The 19,970-nt window shown below is 63.8% G+C and carries 14 protein-coding genes and 1 pseudogene; 6 read left to right on the top strand and 9 right to left on the bottom strand.

Translation table 11 applies throughout. The features are described 5' to 3' along the window. Window position 1: 1 nt before the first annotated feature. Window positions 2-3,202 carry a multidrug efflux RND transporter permease subunit gene (locus tag HDE78_RS10380; protein ID WP_179478975.1) on the bottom strand — a complete coding sequence of 1,067 codons (3,201 nt, stop codon included), beginning with the start codon at window positions 3,200-3,202 and terminating at the stop codon, window positions 2-4. A 4-nt stretch (window positions 3,203-3,206) separates the two neighbouring features. After that, entirely contained in the window at window positions 3,207-4,427 is a 1,221-nt protein-coding gene (locus HDE78_RS10375) for an efflux RND transporter periplasmic adaptor subunit (RefSeq protein WP_179478973.1), read from the bottom strand. Between the two features lie 143 nt (window positions 4,428-4,570). On the opposite strand from HDE78_RS10375, the gene HDE78_RS10370 reads away from it, so the two are divergent. Continuing rightward, the gene (locus HDE78_RS10370; protein WP_179478971.1) at window positions 4,571-5,545 is read left to right on the top strand and encodes a LysR family transcriptional regulator; all 975 of its coding nucleotides are present in this window, start codon (window positions 4,571-4,573) and stop codon (window positions 5,543-5,545) included. A gap of 15 nt (window positions 5,546-5,560) precedes the next feature. Here HDE78_RS10370 and HDE78_RS10365 read toward each other — a convergent pair whose 3' ends face one another. Continuing rightward, window positions 5,561-6,361, bottom strand: a complete 801-nt coding sequence (locus HDE78_RS10365; protein ID WP_179478969.1) for an undecaprenyl-diphosphate phosphatase — start codon at window positions 6,359-6,361, stop codon at window positions 5,561-5,563. 429 nt (window positions 6,362-6,790) lie between these two features. On the opposite strand from HDE78_RS10365, the gene HDE78_RS10360 reads away from it, so the two are divergent. The 5 genes from HDE78_RS10360 (at window position 6,791) to glnA (ending at window position 11,369) form a co-directional block, all read left to right on the top strand. Beyond that, on the top strand, window positions 6,791-7,114 hold the full coding sequence (locus HDE78_RS10360; RefSeq protein WP_179478967.1) for a hypothetical protein: 324 nt from the start codon (window positions 6,791-6,793) through the stop codon (window positions 7,112-7,114). A 16-nt stretch (window positions 7,115-7,130) separates the two neighbouring features. After that, the gene (locus HDE78_RS10355) at window positions 7,131-7,886 is read left to right on the top strand and encodes a TorF family putative porin (RefSeq protein ID WP_179478965.1); all 756 of its coding nucleotides are present in this window, start codon (window positions 7,131-7,133) and stop codon (window positions 7,884-7,886) included. Window positions 7,887-8,016: 130 nt separating this feature from the next. After that, window positions 8,017-8,355, top strand: coding sequence for a P-II family nitrogen regulator (locus tag HDE78_RS10350; protein ID WP_179478963.1), 339 nt, complete (start codon window positions 8,017-8,019; stop codon window positions 8,353-8,355). Window positions 8,356-8,376: 21 nt separating this feature from the next. Then, the gene (gene amt, locus HDE78_RS10345) at window positions 8,377-9,735 is read left to right on the top strand and encodes an ammonium transporter (RefSeq protein ID WP_179478961.1); all 1,359 of its coding nucleotides are present in this window, start codon (window positions 8,377-8,379) and stop codon (window positions 9,733-9,735) included. A 221-nt stretch (window positions 9,736-9,956) separates the two neighbouring features. After that, window positions 9,957-11,369, top strand: coding sequence for a type I glutamate--ammonia ligase (gene glnA / locus HDE78_RS10340; RefSeq protein WP_179478959.1), 1,413 nt, complete (start codon window positions 9,957-9,959; stop codon window positions 11,367-11,369). 84 nt (window positions 11,370-11,453) lie between these two features. On the opposite strand, the pseudogene cysK reads toward glnA, so the two are convergent. The 6 genes and pseudogenes from cysK to hemN form a co-directional block, all read right to left on the bottom strand. Beyond that, window positions 11,454-12,395 (bottom strand): annotated as a pseudogene (cysK, locus tag HDE78_RS10335) (cysteine synthase A). A 33-nt stretch (window positions 12,396-12,428) separates the two neighbouring features. Continuing rightward, a complete protein-coding gene (cysG, locus tag HDE78_RS10330; RefSeq protein ID WP_179478957.1) occupies window positions 12,429-13,919 on the bottom strand; it encodes a siroheme synthase CysG in 1,491 nt (496 codons plus the stop codon). A gap of 92 nt (window positions 13,920-14,011) precedes the next feature. Then, window positions 14,012-14,734: a phosphoadenylyl-sulfate reductase gene (locus HDE78_RS10325; RefSeq protein WP_179478955.1), complete on the bottom strand. Its 723-nt coding sequence runs from the start codon at window positions 14,732-14,734 to the stop codon at window positions 14,012-14,014. Then, window positions 14,731-16,476, bottom strand: a complete 1,746-nt coding sequence (gene cysI, locus HDE78_RS10320; RefSeq protein ID WP_179478953.1) for an assimilatory sulfite reductase (NADPH) hemoprotein subunit — start codon at window positions 16,474-16,476, stop codon at window positions 14,731-14,733. Before cysI ends, HDE78_RS10325 begins: the two co-directional genes overlap by 4 nt. 1 nt (window position 16,477) lies before the next feature. Then, on the bottom strand, window positions 16,478-18,313 hold the full coding sequence (locus HDE78_RS10315) for an assimilatory sulfite reductase (NADPH) flavoprotein subunit (protein WP_179478946.1): 1,836 nt from the start codon (window positions 18,311-18,313) through the stop codon (window positions 16,478-16,480). Between the two features lie 267 nt (window positions 18,314-18,580). After that, window positions 18,581-19,951 carry an oxygen-independent coproporphyrinogen III oxidase gene (gene hemN / locus HDE78_RS10310; RefSeq protein ID WP_179478944.1) on the bottom strand — a complete coding sequence of 457 codons (1,371 nt, stop codon included), beginning with the start codon at window positions 19,949-19,951 and terminating at the stop codon, window positions 18,581-18,583. Window positions 19,952-19,970 lie beyond the last annotated feature (19 nt).

Below are 19,970 nucleotides of genomic sequence, written 5' to 3'. Positions count from 1 at the left end.
CTCAGTGTTCCTCGAAAGCGGGAGCGGGCAGCGCCGCGTGACGCGCCTTGCGGGCGGCGCGGCGGGCCGCGCTGTTTTCGCTCCAGCGGCGGATCAGCACATAGAACAGTGGGGTGAACACCAGGCCGAAGAAGGTGACGCCGAGCATGCCGGAGAACACCGCCACGCCCATCGCATGACGCATCTCCGCACCGGCGCCGTGCGACAGCACCAGCGGCACCACGCCCATGATGAAAGCGAACGACGTCATCAGGATCGGGCGCAGCCGCAGTCGCGCCGCTTCCAGTACGGCCTGCACGCGATCCAGGCCTTCGAGGATCTGCGCTTCGCGGGCAAACTCGACGATCAGGATGGCGTTTTTGCAGGCCAGCCCCACCAGCACGATCAGGCCGATTTGGGTAAAGATGTTGTTGTCGCCGCCGCTCAGCCACACGCCGGTGATCGCGGACAGCAGCACCATCGGCACGATCATGATCACCGCCAGCGGCAGGGTCAGGCTTTCGTACAGCGACGCGAGCACCAGGAACACCAGCAGCACCGACAGCGGGAACACCAGCACCGCGGTGTTGCCGGCGAGAATCTGCTGATAGGTCAGCTCGGTCCACTCGAACGACATGCCGTTGGGCAGGGTGTTCTTGGCCAGTCGCTCCATCGCATCCTGGGCCTGACCCGAGCTGTAGCCAGGTGCCGCGCCACCGTTGATTTCCGCGGTCGGGAAACCGTTGTAGTGCTGCACGCGATCCGGCCCCACGCTCTGGCGCACGCTGACGAACGAACCCAGCGGCACCATCTCGCCACGGGCGTTGCGCGTCTTCAAGGCGGTGATGTCCTGCGGCTCGTGGCGGAAAGCGGGCTCGGCCGAGACATTGACCTGGTAGGTGCGGCCGAAGCGATTGAAGTCGTTGACGTAGAGCGAGCCGAGATAGGCCTGCATGGTCTGGTAGACATCGCTCAGATCCACGCCTTCGGCCTTGGCCTTTTCGCGATCCACGTCGGCGTCGATCTGCGGCACGCTGACCTGATAGCTGGAGAACAGCCCGGCCAGCGCCGGCTCCTTCTGGCTGGCGGTGATCAGGTTCTGGGTCTGTTTGTACAGCTCTTCGAAGCCCTGGTCGCCGCGGTCTTCCACCTGCAGGCGGAAGCCGCCGATCGTGCCCAGGCCGTTCACCGGCGGCGGCGGAAAGATCGCGATATAGGCATCCTGGATCGCCGCATACTTCTGCTGCAGCGCCGCGGTGATCGCACCTGCCGAAAGCGACGCATCGCGGCGCTCCTCGAACGGCTTCAGCGTGACGAAAACGATGCCGGAATTCGTGCTGTTGGTAAAACCATTGATCGACAGGCCGGGAAACTCGACCGCGCTTTCCACACCCGGCTGCTTCAAGGCGATGTCGCTCATGCGGCGTATCACGGCTTCGGAGCGGTCCAGCGACGACGCGTCCGGCAGTTGCGCGAACGACACCAGGTACTGCTTGTCCTGCGCCGGCACGAAGCCGGTCGGCACCTTGGCAAAGCCGAACACGCCCAGCAGGACCAGGCCGCCGTAGATGATCAGCGCGACGGAACCCGCCCGCAGCACGCGCTGCACGCCGCTGACGTAGCTGTTGGCGCTGCGCACGAAGAAGCGGTTGAACGGGCGGAACAGCCAGCCGAAAGCGCGATCGATGCCGCGGCTCAGCGCATCCTTCGGTGCGCCGCGCTCCTTCAACAGCAGGGCGGCCAGCGCCGGGCTCAGGGTCAGCGAGTTGAACGCCGAGATCACCGTGGAGATCGCGATGGTCAGCGCGAACTGGCGATAGAACTCGCCGGTCAAGCCGCTGATAAAGGCCGCCGGCACGAACACCGCGCACAGCACCAGCGCGGTGGCCACGATTGGGCCGGTGACTTCCTTCATCGCCTGACGCGTGGCGTCCTTCGGCGATAGGCCGTGCTCGATATGCCGCTCGACGTTTTCCACTACCACAATCGCGTCATCTACCACGATGCCGATGGCCAGCACCAGGCCGAACAGCGACAGCGCATTGAGCGAAAAACCGGCCAGATACATCACCGCAAACGTGCCGACCAGCGACACTGGCACGGCGACCAGCGGAATGATCGAGGCGCGCCAGGTCTGCAGGAACAGAATCACCACCAGCACGACAAGCAGAATCGCTTCGAACAGCGTATGCACCACGGCCTCGATCGAGCCGCGCACGAATACCGTCGGGTCATAGACGATCTTGTAATCGACGTCCTGCGGAAAATCCTTCTTCAGCTGCGCCATGGTGCTGCGCACTTCATCGGAAATATGGATGGCGTTGGAGCCCGGCCGCGCGAAGATCGGCAAGGCCACCGCCGGCTTGTTGTTGAGCAGGCTGCGCAGCGCGTAATTGTTCGAACCCAGCTCCACCCGCGCGACGTCGCGCAGATAGGTGACGCCGCCGTCCGGGTTGGTGCGTACGACGATCTTCAGAAACTCGTCTTCGGTGACCAGACGACCTTGCGTGTTGATGTTGAGCTGGAATGCGTTGTTGTTCGGGCCGGGCGACGCGTTGAGTGCGCCGGCCGCCACTTCGACGTTCTGCTCCTTGATCGCGTGCACGATGTCGCCGGTGGTCAGGCCGCGGCTGGCCAGGCGCTGCGGATCGAGCCACACGCGCATGCTGTATTCGCCGGCGCCGAAGATCTGCACGTCGCCGACGCCGTCGAGGCGGGCGAGCTGATCCTTGATGTGCAGGCGCGCGTAGTTCGACAGGTACAGCATGTCGTAGCGCTGGTTCGGCGAAATCAGATGCACGACCATGGTCAGGTCGGGCGAGCTTTTCTGCGTAGTCACACCGAGCCGTTGCACTTCTTCGGGCAAGCGCGGCAGCGCCTGGGCGACGCGGTTCTGCACCTGCACCTGAGCGTCGTCGAGGTTGGTGCCGAGCGCAAAAGTCACGGTCAGCGTCATGGCGCCGTCGCTGGTGGCCTGCGAGGCGGTGTACAGCATGCCCTCGACGCCGTTCATCTGCTCTTCGAGCGGTGTGGCAACCGTCTCGCCGATCACCTTCGGATTGGCGCCGGGGTAGCTGGCGTGCACCACCACGGTCGGCGGCACCACTTCGGGGTATTCGCCGATCGGCAGTTTGAACAGCGAGATCGTGCCAGCGATCAGCAGCAGCACCGACAGCACGCCGGCGAGGATCGGTCGATCCACAAAATATTGAGCGAGTTTCATCGAATCAGTCCTGCGCGCTGGTCAGCGCATTGCCTTTGGGAATGCCGCCGCTGGCGACCTGGCTGGCCGTGGCATCGAGGCTGCGCGTAGCCATCGCGACCTTGGTCGGGTTCACTTCCATGCCGGGGCGCACGTGCTGCAGGCCGTTGACGACAATGACATCGCTGCTGCTCAGGCCGTCGGTGACGACGCGCAGGCCGTCGATCAGCGGGCCGGTGGTGATCTTGCGGTAGTCGACCTTGCGATCCTTGTCGAGCACGTAGACGAACTTGTTGCCGAGGTCGGTGCCAACCGCGCGATCGTCGATCAGCGCACGCGGCTGCTTGCTCTCGCTGCGCAGCTGCATGTGCACGTAAAGGCCGGGCGTGAAGCTGCCATCGGTGTTGTCGAACACGGCGCGCAGGCGAATCGTGCCGCTGGCGGCGCTCAGCTGGTTGTCGACGAAGTCGATGCGGCCGTTGTGCGGAAAGCCGCTTTCATCGGCCAGGGCCATGGCGATCTGCGGCGCGGCGCCGTGCTCGCGCCGGATGTGGTCGAGCTTGAGGTAGCTGTGCTCGTCGACGTCGAAGTACGCATACACCGGATTGACGCTGACCACGCTGGTCAGCACATCGTTCGGCGTCACCAGATTGCCGGCGGTGATCAGCGCGTTGCTGACGCGCCCGTCGATGGGCGCGCGCACTTCGGTGAACTCGCGGTTGAGCTGGGCGGCATCGAGTGCCGCGCTATCGGCGGCCACCTGTCCCTTGGCACTTTGCGATGCCGTGCTCATGCGGTCGGCTTCTTCGCGCGATACCGCGTGCTGATCAAGCAGCTTCCGCGCGCGTGCCGCGTTCGCGTCGGCCAGCACCAATTCGGCATGCGCCTGGCCAAGGTTGGCCTGCAGCCGATCGACCTCGGCCTGATACGGGCGCGGATCGATCTGGAACAGCAGCTGGCCTTTCTTGACCATCGCGCCTTCGGTAAACAGCACGCGGTCGACGTAGCCGCTCACCCGGGGCCGCAGTTGAATGGTGTCGATCGCCTGCAGCCGGCCGGTGAACTCATCGGCATCGCTGACCGCGCGAACCAGGGTCTGCGCCACGGTCACCGCCGGCGGTGGCGGTGCGCTGTTGGTCTGCGCGTGGCTTTCGCCGTGTTGGCCCAGCACCGCCCAGCTGCCGATCACCAGGGCAATGGCCAGGGCGAGGGGAATCCAGCGCTTTTTTGTTGCGTTCGTTGACATGATCGATCTCCAGAAACAGGGCACGCACGGTGGGGCCGGCGGCGAAGGCTGGAGAGAATAGGTGTACCAAGCGGTATAGATAATCCGTTCGCGGCGCACTACACTCGTGAGTCAGAATCACGAATCCGTGGAAAAACCAGGCTATGGAAGACTTTTCCGCCATATCGACCTTCGTGCGCGTGGTCGAGGCCAAGAGCTTTGCCGCCGCGGCCAGCCAGCTGGGCATGACGCCGTCAGGCGTGAGCCGGGCCGTAGCCCGACTGGAAACCCAGCTCGGCACCCGGCTGCTGTCGCGCTCCACGCGCTCGCTGCGGCTGACCGACGACGGCGCCTCGTTCCACGCCCGCTGCAAGGAAATTCTGGCCGACCTGGCCGAAGCTACCGAGGCGCTGGGGCAGGCGCGGATCCATCCGGTCGGCAAGCTGCGCGTCGCTGCCCATTCGGCGATCGGCCGCTCGGCGATCATTCCCAACTTGGTGGAGTTCGAGGGCCGCTACCCGGATATCCGGCTCGAATTGGCGATGTGCGACTACCCGTTCGACCTCAACGAAGAGGGCTACGACTGCGCCATCCGCATGGGCGAGCTGGAGGATTCCAGCCTGATCGCGCGCAAGCTCGGCCACTTCAGCAACGTGCTGCTGGCCGCCCCGTCGTACCTGGCCCGACACGGCATTCCGCACACGATCGACGACCTGCGCCAGCACCGCTGCATCAACTATGTTTTCCCCAGTACCGGCAAGGCCTACCAGTGGCAGTTCGACACGCCGAGCGGTCGGGTCGAGCTGGACGTCGACGCGCACATGCTGATCAACGACGGCGAATCGGTGATCCAGGCGGCGGTCGCCGGCCTGGGTATCATCCAGGTGCCGCACTGCCTGGCGGCCGCGGCGCTGGCCAAGGGTGAGCTGGAAATCGTCATGACCGACACGATTTCCACCGGTTCACCGTTGTGGATCGTGTACCCGCAGAAGCGTCATTTATCCGCGCGCGTGCAAGCGTTCATCGAGTGGGTCGGCGAGCTGTTCCAGCGCACCTGCGAGCCGCAGTGTCTGCTCAATGCGCGGCTCGCCGCCGAGGCGACCACGAAAGAGATCGAGCGCATCACTGCGGCCGCCTGATTCGCCGACGCGGGCTCAACCGCCCGAGGGCACCAGCAACAGCAGCGCGATGCCCAGCACGATGCGATAGATCGCAAACGCGGTGAAGCGATGGCTGCGGATATAGCCCAGCAGCCACTTCACCGCGACAAAGCCGACGATCAGCGAAACGACAAAACCGACGATCAGCGCGATCCAGTCCTCGTTGGCGGCGCCGCCGTCCTTCAGCACTTTCAGCAGCTCGTAGCCGGTCGCTGCGTACATGGTCGGAATGCCGACCAGAAAGGCGAACTCGGTGGCCGCCGCGCGGTTGCTGGTACCGGCCAGCATGGCGGTAAAAATCGTGGCACCCGAACGCGAGGTGCCTGGAAACACGCCGGCGACCATCTGCGCAATGCCCACCAGAATCGCCACTCGCCAGGTCACCTGGGTGCGATCGGCCTGCCGCGCCGCGATTTGTTCGGCGGCGATCATCCAGATGCCGCCGATCAGCAGCGCCCATGCGATCGGCGTAATCGTTTCAGGCAGCTTGAAATGGAAATGCACCACGATGACTGCGCCGAGCACCGAGGTGATCAGAAAGCTCACGATCAGCTTCAGCAGATAATCGCGATTGACCGGCTCGCGCCATTGCGAAAAGAGCTGCCAGATGCGCTTCCAGTAAATAAAGGTGATCGCGAGAATCGCACCGGCCTGGATGCCGACGTTGAATAGATCCGAGCGCGCGCCCAGCCCGAATTTTTCCGCAATCAGCAGATGCCCGGTGCTGGAGATCGGCAGAAATTCGGTGATGCCTTCGATGATGCCGAGCAGGATGACGTGGATCAGATCAGTCACGGATACAAACCTTCAAGAGGACGGCGCCGTCGCCGCGGACACGGGAGCCTAGCTTAGGTACTGACGCTTCGCGAGATCTGTCGCGCAGCGGCCGAAGTAAGGTCGCCGAGATGGAGAAATACGGGACGGCGGCCGCCGCTGCGGCGCAAATTCCTGCGATTCATTCCCGCGATTGCGCGGTGGAGAGCGCCCGGTGAAATTGGTTACAAGGAAAACCAATGAGATGCATGGGCCGGCAGCAAAAATATTTCTTACGAAAATAATCGCGTCATCGTATTGCAATGCACAAATAACTAGGGCAGGATCGAGTCATCGGCATAGTTTGCGACGTCGTGTGGTGCAGCGCTAATAGCGCGCCGACACGCTCGAACAACTCAGGTCGTGGGGAATACGGGTCAGGTTGGCGCATGGTTGCGCTGCGGCAGAACCATGTCGGTCCGTTCGTGCCTGCGGGTACACGCCACGGCGAAGACCGAAAAGCTGGCGGCCGTCTCATCACCGGCGGCGCCCGATATTGAAGCGGCGCTTCTTGAAACGCAGCGGTTGCCCGACGTTCGGGCGTCGGCGCGCGATTTCGAGCCCGCTGCTCATTTCATCAGAAAACGTTGCTTATCTGTGTGGCCGCGCATGCGCCACGCAAGCCAGGCCGTTGCCGATGCGCCAGCCACTCGATGGCCCGCCTTGTCGACGTTGTCGAAGTTGCATGGGGTTATGGACGTCCAGACGTCCGAATCCGATGTGCTTCAAACATAGCGAAGGAGCCACACCGATGAAGCGAGCATCGCAATGGATACTGGCAAGCGCCGTGATGTTGGGCGATCCGATGGCTGCCCTGGCGGATGACACACCGGTCAGCAAGGTCGTCGGCAGCGTCTCGGTGACGAACGACTACATTTTCCGCGGTCTTTCGCAGACCAATCGCAAGCCGGCGTTTCAGCCGGGTATCGAATACGACGATGCCGGCGGCTGGTATGTCGGCGCGTGGGGCAGCAACGTCAGCTGGCTGTCGGACGTGTCCACTGCGGAAGCTCGCGTTTCCAGCAGTCTCGAAATCGACGGGTACGCCGGCTACCGCGGCAGCTTCAGCGCCGACTGGGCGTACGACGTCGGGCTGTATACCTATTACTACCCCGGCACGTACCCGGCCGGCTTCAGTCGCCCGTATACCACCGAGGCTTACGCATCGCTGACGTGGAAAGGGATCGCGCTGAAATATTCCTATGGCTTGACCAACCTGTTCGGCTTCGCCGACAGCAAGCACAGCGATTACGTCGATCTGTCCTACAACGTCGAGTTCACTCCGGGCTGGACTTTGAACAGCCATGTCGGTCATCAGGATGTGCCCAATAGTCCCGGATATTCCTACTACGACTGGCGGGTCGGCGTGACGCGTGCCTTCGCCAGCGGTTACTCGATCGCGCTGGGTTACTACGACACGAACGCGAAGCGCAGCGCTTATACCAATCCCGAGGGTCATTACGTCGGTCGCGCTACCGCCATCCTTACCTTGAGCAAATCGTTCTGACCAACGATCGCCCATTTGTGGTTTTATGAAAGAGAGGTCGCAGCAAACGTTGTATCGGGAAAATCTGTGAGCAGGCATTCAAACCAGCCGTCGTGGGCGACCACGGCGGTATCAACGTCTGGAGATGTGCATGAAATTGATCAGTTGCATCATCCGGCCCTACAAGCTGGACGAAGTGCGTGACGCGTTGACCAATGCCGGCGTCAGCGGCATCACGGTCAGCGAAGTGCGTGGCTTCGGACGACAGAAGGGCCATACCGAGCTCTACCGCGGCGCCGAGTACGTCGTGGATTTTCTGCCCAAGCTCAAGCTCGAGGTGGTGATCGCCGACGAGCTGCTCGATACGGTGCTGGAGGCCGTTCAGCAGTCGGCGAAAACCGGCAGCGTGGGGGACGGCAAGATTTTCATCAGCACCATCGAGCAGGTCATCCGCATCCGCACCGGCGAGCTCGACGCCGACGCCCTCTGAATTCTGCCCTGCGAGGTTTCCATGAAACAGCTTCCGTTGAACGACCACTCGCGCTGTCTACCCGGGTGGATGTCCCCCTTTGTTTTCCTGTGCCTGCTTCTGCTGGCACCTTCCGCTTTCGCCGCGGCGCCCATCGTGCAGGTGGTCGACAAGGGCGACGTGGCGTGGATGCTCACCTCGACCCTGCTGGTGCTGCTGATGACGGTGCCGGGCCTGGCGCTTTTCTACGGCGGTCTGGTCCGCTCGAAGAACGTGCTGTCGGTGCTGATGCAGGTGATGACGGTGTTCTCGATGATCCTGGTGCTGTGGGTCATCTACGGGTACAGCCTGGCGTTCACCGAGGGCAATGCCTTCATCGGCGGCTTCAGCAAGCTGTTCCTGAAAGGCGTCACCAAGGACACGCTGTCGGCCACCTTCAGCGCCAACGTGTCGCTGCCCGAGTACGTGTTCATCGTGTTCCAGTCGACCTTCGCCGGCATTACCGGCGCGCTGATCGTCGGCTCGTTCGCCGAACGCATGCGCTTCCGCGCCGTGCTGGCCTTCACCGCGCTGTGGTTCACCTTTGCCTACCTGCCGATCGCGCACATGGTCTGGTTCGGGCCGGACGGCTTCATGTTCGCCAGAGGCGCGCTGGATTTCGCCGGCGGTACCGTGGTGCACATCAACGCCGGTATTGCCGGTCTGGTCGGGGCCTACATGGTCGGACCGCGTCTGGGCCTGGGGCGTGAATCGATGAAGCCACACAACGTGACCTACACCATGATCGGCGCGGCCCTGCTGTGGGTCGGCTGGTTCGGCTTCAACGCAGGCTCCAATCTGGAAGCCAACAGTGGTGCGGCGCTGGCCTTCATCAACACCCTCGTTGCCACGGCGATGGCGGTGCTGGCCTGGCTGATCGTTGAAGTCGTCACCCGCGGCAAGCCGTCGATGGTCGGCGGCGCGTCCGGCGCGGTCGCCGGGCTGGTGGCCATTACGCCGGCCTGCGGCACGGTCGGGCCGATGGGCTCGCTGGTGATCGGTGCCCTGGCCAGCCTCTGCTGCGTCTGGGGCGTGACCGGGCTGAAGAAGATTCTGAAAGTGGACGATGCGCTGGACGTGTTCGGCGTGCACGGCATCGGCGGCATCGTCGGCGCGCTGCTCACCGGCGTGTTCAGCGCGGTGTCGCTGGGCGGCACCGGCTTCGGCGCCGGCAACACCACGATGGCGCAGCAGGTTGGTGTGCAGGCGCTAGGCGTCGGCATCACCCTGGTGTGGAGTGGCGTGGTGTCGGTGATCGTCTACCTGGTCGTGAAGCTGATCTTCGGACTGCGCGTCAGCCCGGAAGCCGAACGCGAAGGCCTGGACATCAGTTCGCACGGCGAAAGCGCCTACGAGGCCTGAGCAGCGGGTGCATGCGGGGCGACGGGGCGGCGGTGTAGTGCCCACCCGACGCCCCGTAAGCTTCATATTGGTGCAAATATCGCGCAAGATTGCCCGTGTATGATGCATAAGGTCGTGCTGCGATCGTCATCAGGTCGCGCAAAGGCCGGCAGAATCGAGTTTATGCCCCGTGGCATGACGCTTGCTAAAACCGCTTGTTAATCACTAGCCGAGGTTGTTCTATGTCCGCCGCCAAGAAAGTGCTCGATCTGATCCAGGAACACGAGGTCGAGTTTGTCGACTTCCGCTTCGCCGACATCCTCGGTGTCCATCACCACGTCAGTTTCCCCGCCCACTCGATCGACGATTCGACGTTCGAAGACGGCAAGATGTTCGACGGTTCGTCGATTTCCGGCTGGAAGGGCATCAACGAGTCGGACATGGTGCTGCTGCCCGATCCGGACACCGCCTACCTCGACCCGTTCAGCGCACACACCCAGCTGGTTCTGCATTGCGACGTGCTCGAGCCGTCGACCATGCAGGCCTACGGGCGCGACCCGCGCTCGATCGCCAAACGCGGCGAGGAATACCTGAAGTCCACCGGCATCGCCGACACCGCCTTCTTTGGCCCGGAGCCCGAATTCTTCATCTTCGATTCGGTGCGCTGGCAGAACGACATGGGCCACGCCTTCTACGAGATCACCTCGCAGGAAGCGGCCTGGAGCTCCAAGTACAAGTACGACGGCGACAACACCGGCCATCGTCCGGGCGTCAAGGGCGGCTACTTTCCGGTGCCGCCGGTCGATTCGCTGGCCGACCTGCGTGCCGACATGTGCAAGGTGCTGGAGTCGCTGGGACAGACCGTCGAAGTGCACCATCACGAAGTGGCCAACGCCGGCCAGTGCGAGATCGGCGTCAAGTTCAACACCCTGGTGAAGAAGGCCGACGAGCTGATCACCATGAAGTACGTGGTGAAGAACGTGGCGCACCAGAACGGCAAGACCGTCACCTTCATGCCCAAGCCCATCGTCGGCGACAACGGCAGCGGCATGCACGTGCATCAGTCGCTGAGCAAGGGCGGCGAAAACCTGTTTGCCGGCGATCTCTACGGTGGCCTGTCGCAGACCGCGCTGTGGTACATCGGCGGCATCTTCAAGCACGCGCGTGCGATCAATGCGTTCTCCAATTCCACCACCAACAGCTACAAGCGTCTGGTGCCGGGCTTCGAAGCGCCGGTGATGCTGGCCTATTCGGCGCGCAACCGTTCGGCCAGCTGCCGCATTCCGTACGTGGCCAGCCCGAAGGGTCGCCGCATCGAAGTGCGCTTCCCCGATCCGATGCAGTCGGGCTATCTGACCTTTACCGCGCTGATGATGGCCGGCCTCGACGGCATCATCAACAAGATCGACCCGGGCGCGCCGGCCGACAAGGATCTGTACGATCTGCCGCCGGAAGAAGAGAAGAACATCCCGCAGGTCTGCTCCAGCCTCGACGTGGCGCTCGAAGCGCTGGACAAGGATCGCGACTTCCTCAAGGCCGGCGGCGTGTTCACCGACGACTTCATCGATGCCTACATCGAGCTGAAAATGAAGGAAGTCACCCGCTACCGTGCCAGCACGCATCCGGTTGAATTCCAGATGTACTACACGTTCTGAGTTTCGATCATTGCCGCATAAAGAAACGGGCGCTCAGGCGCCCGTTTCCTTTTATGGCGCCAGCGGTCATGTCCGAGAGAATACTCAGCCGATATCGTCGGAGCCTTCATTGACGCCTTCGAACAGAAACGTCGACAGATAGCGCTCGCCGGTGTCCGGCAGCATCGCCAGCAGCACCGAACCTTCCGGCGCATCCTTGGCCACTTCCAGCGCGGCGGCGAGCGTGGCGCCGGCCGAGATGCCGACAAAGATGCCTTCCTTTTGCGCCAGCGCGCGCGAGGTATCGCGCGACAGCACGTCGTCGACCGGCACGATGCGCTCGGCGATCTGCCGGTTCAGCACGCCGGGCAAAAAGTCCGGCGTCTAGCCCTGGATCTTGTGCGGCTGCCATTCCTTGCCGGACAGCAGCGCCGCGCCGACCGGCTCGGTGGCGATGACCTTGACGTCCGGCCGCGCCAGCTTAAGCACTTCGCCCACGCCGGTGATGGTGCCGCCGGTGCCCCAGCCGCTGACGAAATAGTCCAGCCGACGACCGGCGAAATCGCGCAGGATTTCCGGCGCGGTGGTGTTGCGGTGATACGCGGGGTTGGCCGGATTGTCGAAATGATTGGCGAGAAACCAGCCGTGCTCCTTTGCCAGCTCGGCCGCCTTGCGCACCATGCCGGTGCCGCGCTCGGCGGCGGGCGTCAGCAGCACCTTGCCGCCGTAGGCGCGGATCAGCTTGCGCCGCTCCACCGAAAACGTTTCGGTCATCACCGCGACAAACGGATAGCCGCGCGCGGCGCAAACGGCGGCCAGGGCGACGCCGGTATTGCCGGAGGTCGCTTCCACCACGGTCTGGCCGGGTTTCAATGTGCCACGCTTTTCGGCATCGAGGATGATCGCCAGCGCGAGGCGATCTTTCACCGACCCGGCCGGATTGAACGCCTCGACCTTGACGTAGATGTCGACGTGCTTCGGTGCCAGACGGTGCAGCTTCACTACGGGCGTGTTGCCGATCGTGTCGAGAATGCTTTCGTAAATCATGCTTGCTCCGGAGGTCGGGGAAGATAGTCGGAATTACTGACGATGAATCGCTGCCAGCCGGCTTTGGCCGCTGCGCCGCGCCGGAACCGGCAGTGGCTTGCCCTGTGCATCGCCGCGCGACGCCACAGCCGACGTGCCCAGCGGCGATCGACCGAACCAGGCCAGCGAATGCGCCAGCGCGGCGACCTCGCCGAGAATCAGCAGGGCAGGCGATTTCACCGCATAAGCCACAGCACGCTCGGCTAGTTGCCCCAGCGTGCCGGTAATCACGCGCTGATTCTGGCGCGTGCCATTCTCGATCAGCGCGAATGGCGTGGATGCGGCGCGGCCGTGGGCAATCAGCTTCGACTGCAGCGTGGGCAACTCGCCGACGCCCATGTACACGCCCAGCGTCTGCCGCTCCTGCGCCAGCGCCGACCAGTCGAGCGTATCCATCGAGGCCTTGCAGTGTGCGGTAACAAAACGCACCGACTGCGCGTGATCGCGATGCGTCAGCGGAATGCCCGCATACGCGGCGCAGGCCGCCGCGGCGGTGATGCCGGGCACCACTTCAAAGGGAATGCCGTGGTCGCGCAGAAACTCCAGCTCCTCGCCGCCGCGACCGAACACGAACGGGTCACCGCCCTTCAAACGCACCACGCGCTTGCCGGCACGGGCGTGCTCCAGCAGCAGCGCGTGGATACCGTGCTGCGTGGTGTGATGATGGCCGGCCTGCTTGGCGACTTCGATGCGGTCGGCGTCGCGCCGAGCCAGATCGAGCACCTCGGCGCTCACCAGCCGATCGTGCAGGATCACGTCGGCCTCGTTCAGTGCACGCAGCGCGCGCAGCGTCAGCAGGCCGGGGTCGCCCGGTCCGGCGCCGACCAGCACCACCGATCCGGCCGCGCGAATCGGCGATGACGCGAGCAGCTGTTCCGCCGCAGCCAACGCGCGTTCCGGCTGTCCCTGCCGCAGCAGTCGCGCCACCGGGCCGGTAAAGAGATCTTCGTAAAAACTGCGTCGCTCCGACAGGTCCGGATGGCGCACGCGAATGCGCTTGCGCAGTCGCGCCGCCAGCGAGGCCAGCGCGCCGAGCGAATGATCGAGCAGGGATTCCAGCCGCTCGCGCAGCAGTCGCGCCAGCATCGGTGCATCGCCGCCGCTGGAAATCGCGATCGTCAGCGGCGCGCGATCGATCACCGCCGGCACATGGAAACTGCAGAGCGCGGATTCGTCGACCACGTTGGCGAAAATCCGCCGCGATTCGGCCAGCGCGGCAACGCGCCGGTTGAGCGCGTCGTCCGAGGTGGCCGCAATCACCAGCCATACCGCGTCGAGCAGACGTTCGTCGAACGGCTCGCTGCGCAGCGTGATCCGAGCCTCGTCGGCCCAGGCCTGCAGCTGCGGCGTGAGCGTCAGCGCGTGCACGGTGATGTGCGCCTGCGCGCCCAGCAGCGCGTCGATCTTGCGCTCGGCCACCGCACCGCCGCCCACCACCAGCACCGGGCGGTTCGTGAGATCGGCAAACAGTGGATACAGCTTCATGGTTCAGACCCGAAAGATAGAGTGGTATTTCTTGTGGACGTCCAAACCGTGTCACGCTGAGGCGCATGCACGGTGGACTCGTGCCGGGCGAATCAACCGATCTTGTGAATGCCGCACTCCCGCTTGAGCCCGAAGAAGCGCGTGTCCTCCGGCTCCATGCCGGGTTCGAGCCGCTGGCTGGTGTGGCGGTCGCCGATCGATACGTAGCCCTCGTCCCACAGCGGGTGGTAGGGCAGGTCGTGTTCTTTCAGATACACGCCGACATCGCGGTCGGTCCAGTCGGCGATCGGATGGAATTTCCAGCGCTCGCCGGGGCGCTCGACAAAGTCGATATCCGCGCGGCTGCGCGACTGGTCGCGGCGCAGGCCGGAAAACCAGCCGTGTGCATCGAGCTCGTCCAGCGCCCGTTCCATCGGTTCGACCTTGCGGATGTGGTTGTAGCGGTCGAGCCCATCGACGCCCTGTTCCCACAGGCGGCCATAGCGCGCCTCCATCCAGTTCACGCCGATACGCGGCCGATAGACTTTGAGATTCAGTTGCAGTCGCTCGGTCAGCTCATCGATGAACCGATAGGTCTCGGCGAACAGGTAGCCGGTATCGATCAGCACCACGGGAATATCCGGCCGCTGCCGCGTCAGCATGTGCAGCGACACCGCCGCCTGCGCGCCGAAGCTGGACGACAGCACGTGGGTGCCTGGCGTGTTTCTGAAGGCCCAGGCCACGCGTTCCTGCGCCGTCAGCGTGGCCAGCTCCGCGTTGATCCGCGGCAGAGTCTGCGGGTCATTTAAGTCGAAAGGCGGCGTCAGTTCGCTCATGTCACCACCTGCGAGGCGATACGACGCGAGGGCGGCGGCAGTACGCCGGCGCGCAGCAGAAAGTCGCCAAAGCCTTCGGCGTCATTCCGCTCGGCGGCGTAGCGCGCGAACAGCGGATCGAGCGCGCCGAGAATGGCGGTTTCGTCGATGTTCTCGCGATAGAGCCGGTTCAAGCGCTCGCCGCGGAAATCCGCACCCAGGCGCAGGTCGTAGCGACCCGGTCCGCGCCCGACCAGCGCGATCTCCCCGAGGTAGGGGCGCGAGCAGCCGTTCGGGCAGCCGGACAGGCGCAGCAGGATCGGCGCATCGGTGAGATCGTGTCGATCGAGCAGGGCTTCCAGCTTCGGCAGCAGCAGCGGTACATAGCGTTCGCTTTCGGCCATCGCCAATCCGCAGGTCGGCAGCGCCACGCAGGCGACCGTGTGGCGACGAATGCCGCTCTGCTGCAGATAGTCGTCCAGACCATGCTCGCGAACGATGGTATCGATGCGCGACCGGTCGGCCGGCGCGACGTTCGCCACGATCACGTTCTGGTTGCAGGTCATGCGGAAATCGCCCGTGTGAACCTTGGCCAGCTCGCGCAGTCCGGTCAGCCAGCGCCGCTCGCCCACGTCGGCCAGGCGGCCCGATTCGATGTGCAGCGTGAGATGCCATTGGCCGTCGTGGCCCTGCACCCAGCCGTAGCGGTCGCCGTTGTGGTCGAAACGATACGGCTGCACCGGTGCCAGCGTGAAACCCAGGCGCGATTCCATCTCGGCCTTGAACGCGTCCAGCCCGCGATGGTCGAGCGTGTACTTCAATCGTGCATGCTTGCGTTCGCTGCGGTTGCCCCAGTCCCGCTGCACCGTGACCACCGCTTCGGCCACGGCCAGCAGCTGGGTCGGGCTGATGAAGCCAATCAGGCTGCCCAGCCGCGGATAGGTGGAATCGTCGTTGTGCGTAGCGCCCATACCGCCGCCGATGGCGACATTGAACCCGTGCAGCACGCCGTTCTCGATGATCGCGATCAGGCCCAGATCCTGTGCAAACACGTCGACGTCGTTGAGCGGCGGAATCGCCAGGCCGATCTTGAATTTACGCGGCAGATAGGTCGGGCCGTACAGCGGTTCGCTGTCCTTGACTGCCGGCTTCTCCGCCTTCGGTTCGGCGACCAGCGCTTCGCCGTCGAGCCAGATCTCGTGGTACGCGCTGGTTTTCGGCGCCAGTTCGTTCGACAGCATCGTGGCCAGTGCATACGCCTCGGCGTGCGCCGCCGATTCGATCGGGTTGGCCGTGCTCACCACGTTGCGCACCACGTCGCCACAGGCGGCGATGGTACCGGCCAGCGACGCGTGGATCGCGGCGATGGTCGGCTTGAGGTTGCGCTTGATGATGCCGTGCCACTGAAACGTCTGCCGCGTGGTGATGCGCAGCGTGCCGTTGGCGTGCACGCGCGCGATCTGGTCGAACACCAGCCACTGCGCCGGCGTCACCACGCCGCTGGGCAGGCGCGCGCGCAGCATGAAGGAGAACGCAGGCTCCAGCTTCTGCTTGCGCCGCTCGTCGCGCAGGTCGCGGTCGTCCTGCAGATAACTGCCGTGGAATTTCAGCAGCTTGTTGTCGTCGTCGCTGATCGCGCCCGTGATCGGATCGGCCAGACCTTCCACGATGCCGCCGCGCAGAAAGTTGCTGGCCGCCTTGACCCGTTCGAAGTCGGACGGTGGCGCGGATGGTTTGGTTTTCGCTGGATCTGAATTCGTCATATCAATACACGTCGCGGGCGTAGCGCCCTTGCTGCATCAGGTCGGCGAGCCATGCCTTGGCGTCGTCGGGCGAGTGGCCGCCGTGGGTAACGGCCACGTCGATCAGAGCCGCGTGCACGTCTTTCGCCATGTGGGTGGAATCACCGCAGACATAGAGATGGGCGCCGTTTTCCAGCCACGCGTAAAGCTCGGCTCCGCGCTCGCGCAGACGCTGCTGCACGTAGATTTTTTCCGCGGTGTCACGTGAAAACGCCAGATCGAGCCGGTGCAGCGCGCCTTTCTTCAGCGCCGCCTGCCATTCGGTCTGATAGAGAAAATCCTGCGCAAAATGCCGGTTGCCGAAGAACAGCCAGTTGTGCCCGGCGGCGCCCGTCTCCTCGCGCTCCTGCACAAAGGCGCGGAACGGCGCCACGCCCGTGCCGGGGCCGATCATGATGATGTCGCGCGAGGCGTCTGCCGGCAGGCGGAAGCGGTCGTTCGACTCGATGAAGACCGGCACCGTGCCGTCTTCGTCCACCGCCGCAAGAAAGGTTGACGCGGCGCCCCAGTGACGGGAGCCGTGCGCTTCGTAATTCACCACCGCCACGGTGAGATGCACTTCCTCGCCCACCTGGGCCTGGCTGGAGGCAATGGAATACAGTCGCGGAGTCAGTGGCCGCAGCGCGGCGATCAGCGCATCTGCCGACCAGGTCGCTCGGTAGCGTCGAAGCAGATCGATCGGCTGATAGGTATTCAGCAGCTCGGCCAGCTCGGCGGAATGCGCCGGCTGCAGCAAGCGACCCAGCTCATCGTGACCGCTGACCGCTGCCAGTGACACGATAAACGCTCGGCTGAGCCGGGTGATCTCGCGTTCGCGCTTCAGCCACAGCGCCAGCGGCAGGGTGCGGCCGTCGTAGCTCACGTCGATGCCGCCGTCCAGCCCAAGCGTATCGAGCCACTGCGCCACCAGCGTCGGCGGGTTGTGCGCCCATACGCCGAGCGAATCGCCGGGTAGGTAGGCGAGGCCAGAGCCTTCCAGCGACAGCTCGATATGGCGTAGGTCGCGGTCCGCCTCGCGCGACACGATGCGCTGGTTCGCCAGAACAACCGCGTGGAAAGGCCTCTCGCGTGAATGCAGCGGCTGAGTGGCCGCCTCGTCCTGGGCACGCTCGCGCTGTACGGCGTGCAGTGTCGTAACGCTGCCGCCAGGTGCCTTCAGCAGCTCGCGCGCCTGCTCCAGCGCTTTCTCCAGCCACGGCGTTGCGACGGTGTCGATATCAACGTCCGCTGCACCGAGCGGCGCAAAGCGCGTCGCGCCGAGCTCGGCCAGCCGCGCGTCGAGCTGGTTACCGATGGCGCAGAACTCGGCATAGCTCGAATCGCCCAGCCCCAGTACCGAAAACTGCAGGGAAGGGATTTTGGGCGCGCGCTTGCCCAGAACGAACTCGACCAGGCCACGCGAATCGTCCGGCGGCTCGCCCTCGCCCTGAGTACTGATGATGATCGCCAGGTAGCGCTCCTTCGCCAACTCGCGCTGCGGGTATGCATCGGCCCGGAGCAGGCGCACCGGCAAGCCGCTGACTTCGCCGCGTCGGGCCAGTTGCTCGGCCAGCCGCTTGGCGTTGCCTGTCTGGCTGCCGTAGACCACGGTCAACATCGCCGCCGCTTGTTTTGCGGGGCTCGCCGCGGTTGTCGTACCGCCTTGCTGGGACTGCGCCGCCAGTGAGGCACTCCATGCCGCCACCCAGTACAGCTCGGCCGCGGTCAGTCCCTCCGCCAGCCGCTTGAGCTGGTCGAGCTTATCGGCATCAAGCGTGCTTTCCGGCAAGCCCGGCGCTATAGCGGCCTTTACGGTCATGTCCTTTAGACGTCCATACGACTAGACGTCCGAACATAAAGATTTCGTTGCCTAGGGTAAAAGGATCATTCGGCATGACCATATGCCGTTCGCTTATTTCAGCCCGGGTCTTGCCGGTGACGAATGTCGCATTGGGCTGCTACAGCTAATACTGCGATAGCGGCGTAAGTGTGCTTAAGCGTTCGTAACGAGCTGAAGGAGAGACCATGAACAGAATATTAGGATTCGATAACCGGCAATGACCCAGCGGGATCTCGGAATTCTACGTCACTCATAACTGGTGTAGGCATCGAAACACGCGGCGACGTTCTTGACGAGGAGGCGGCCGCGCGGGGTGAGGGCGATGCGGTCGGTGCTCAGGGTGACCAAGCCGTCCTGCGCATAGCGCGTCAGGCGGCGCAATTCGTCGGCGAAGTAGTTGTCGAAGTCGATGTCGTAGGTTCGGCCGATGTCCTCACGATCCAGCTCGCCGTGGCACATCAGGCGTCCGATCACGTCCCGGCGCAGCACATCGTCCGAGGTGAGAATAACGCCACGATTGACGGCCAGGTCGCCCGCTTCGATGGCGCGGTAATAGTCGATGAGCTGGCGATGGTTCTGGCTGTATGTTCCGTCGATGCGGCTGATGGCGCTGACGCCAACGCCGAGAATGTCGCAGTTGGCGCAGGTCGAGTAGCCCTGAAAGTTGCGTTGCAGCGTGCCGGCGAGCTGGGCGACGACCAGGTCGTCATCCCCGCGCGCGAAATGATCCATGCCGATATAGAAATAACCGGCGGCGGACAGTTTCTCCAGGGCCACGCCGAATAGTTGCAAACGCTGTGCGGCGTCGGGCAGATCTTCGGCGCGAATCTGTTTTTGTGCCTTAAACAGCGCCGGCAGATGGGCGTAGCCATAGACGGCGATCCGAGTGGGCTGAAGTCCCACGACTTTTTCCAGCGTCGCAGAAAAGCTTTCCGGCGTCTGATGCGGCAGCCCGTAGATAAGATCCACGTTGATCGAGCGGAATTGGGCCCGCTGCGCGGCCTGGATGACCTCGTGCGATTTTTCGATGGAGTGGACGCGGTTGATGGCGCTCTGCACGGCCGGATCGAAGTCCTGAATCCCGATCGAGATTCGATTGAATCCCAGGCGGGCCAGTCCCCGCACATAGTCGGCGTCGCAAAACCGCGGATCGATCTCTATCCCGAATTCTCTCGAATCCGGCGCGGCGAAAGTGAAGTTGTCCTCCAGCGCATGCATCAGCCGCTCGAGCCGGGCAAGATCGAGAAAATTGGGCGTGCCTCCGCCCAGGTGCAGCTGTATCAATGGGCGATCCCGGTCGAAGCAGGGCGCGAGCCGTTCGATTTCCCACAGCAGGGCGCGCAGATAGCGATCGGCCACGGCGGGATTTCGACCGATTACATGCATGCAGCCGCAGTAGAAGCAGGGGCTGAAACAGAACGGCACGTGCACGTACAGCGACAGCGGCCGCGGAATGGGATTTTCGTTGGAGGCGCGTATCGCCTCGATGAGCGCGGCGTTGCCGAAATCTTCGCAAAAATGGGGCGCCGTCGGGTAGCTCGTGTACCGCGGGGCGGCGGTGTCGTAAAAAGACAACAACGAGGCATCGAACGTCGGTTCTAGAGTGGGCGTGTTCATCGGTAAAGTCTCGTCGGCG

Origin of the sequence: Rhodanobacter sp. K2T2 (genome assembly GCF_013408815.1) — a bacterium.
GTDB lineage: Bacteria > Pseudomonadota > Gammaproteobacteria > Xanthomonadales > Rhodanobacteraceae > Rhodanobacter.
Note: the sequence above shows the minus strand (reverse complement) of the source record. Positions and strands in the feature narration are given on the sequence as shown.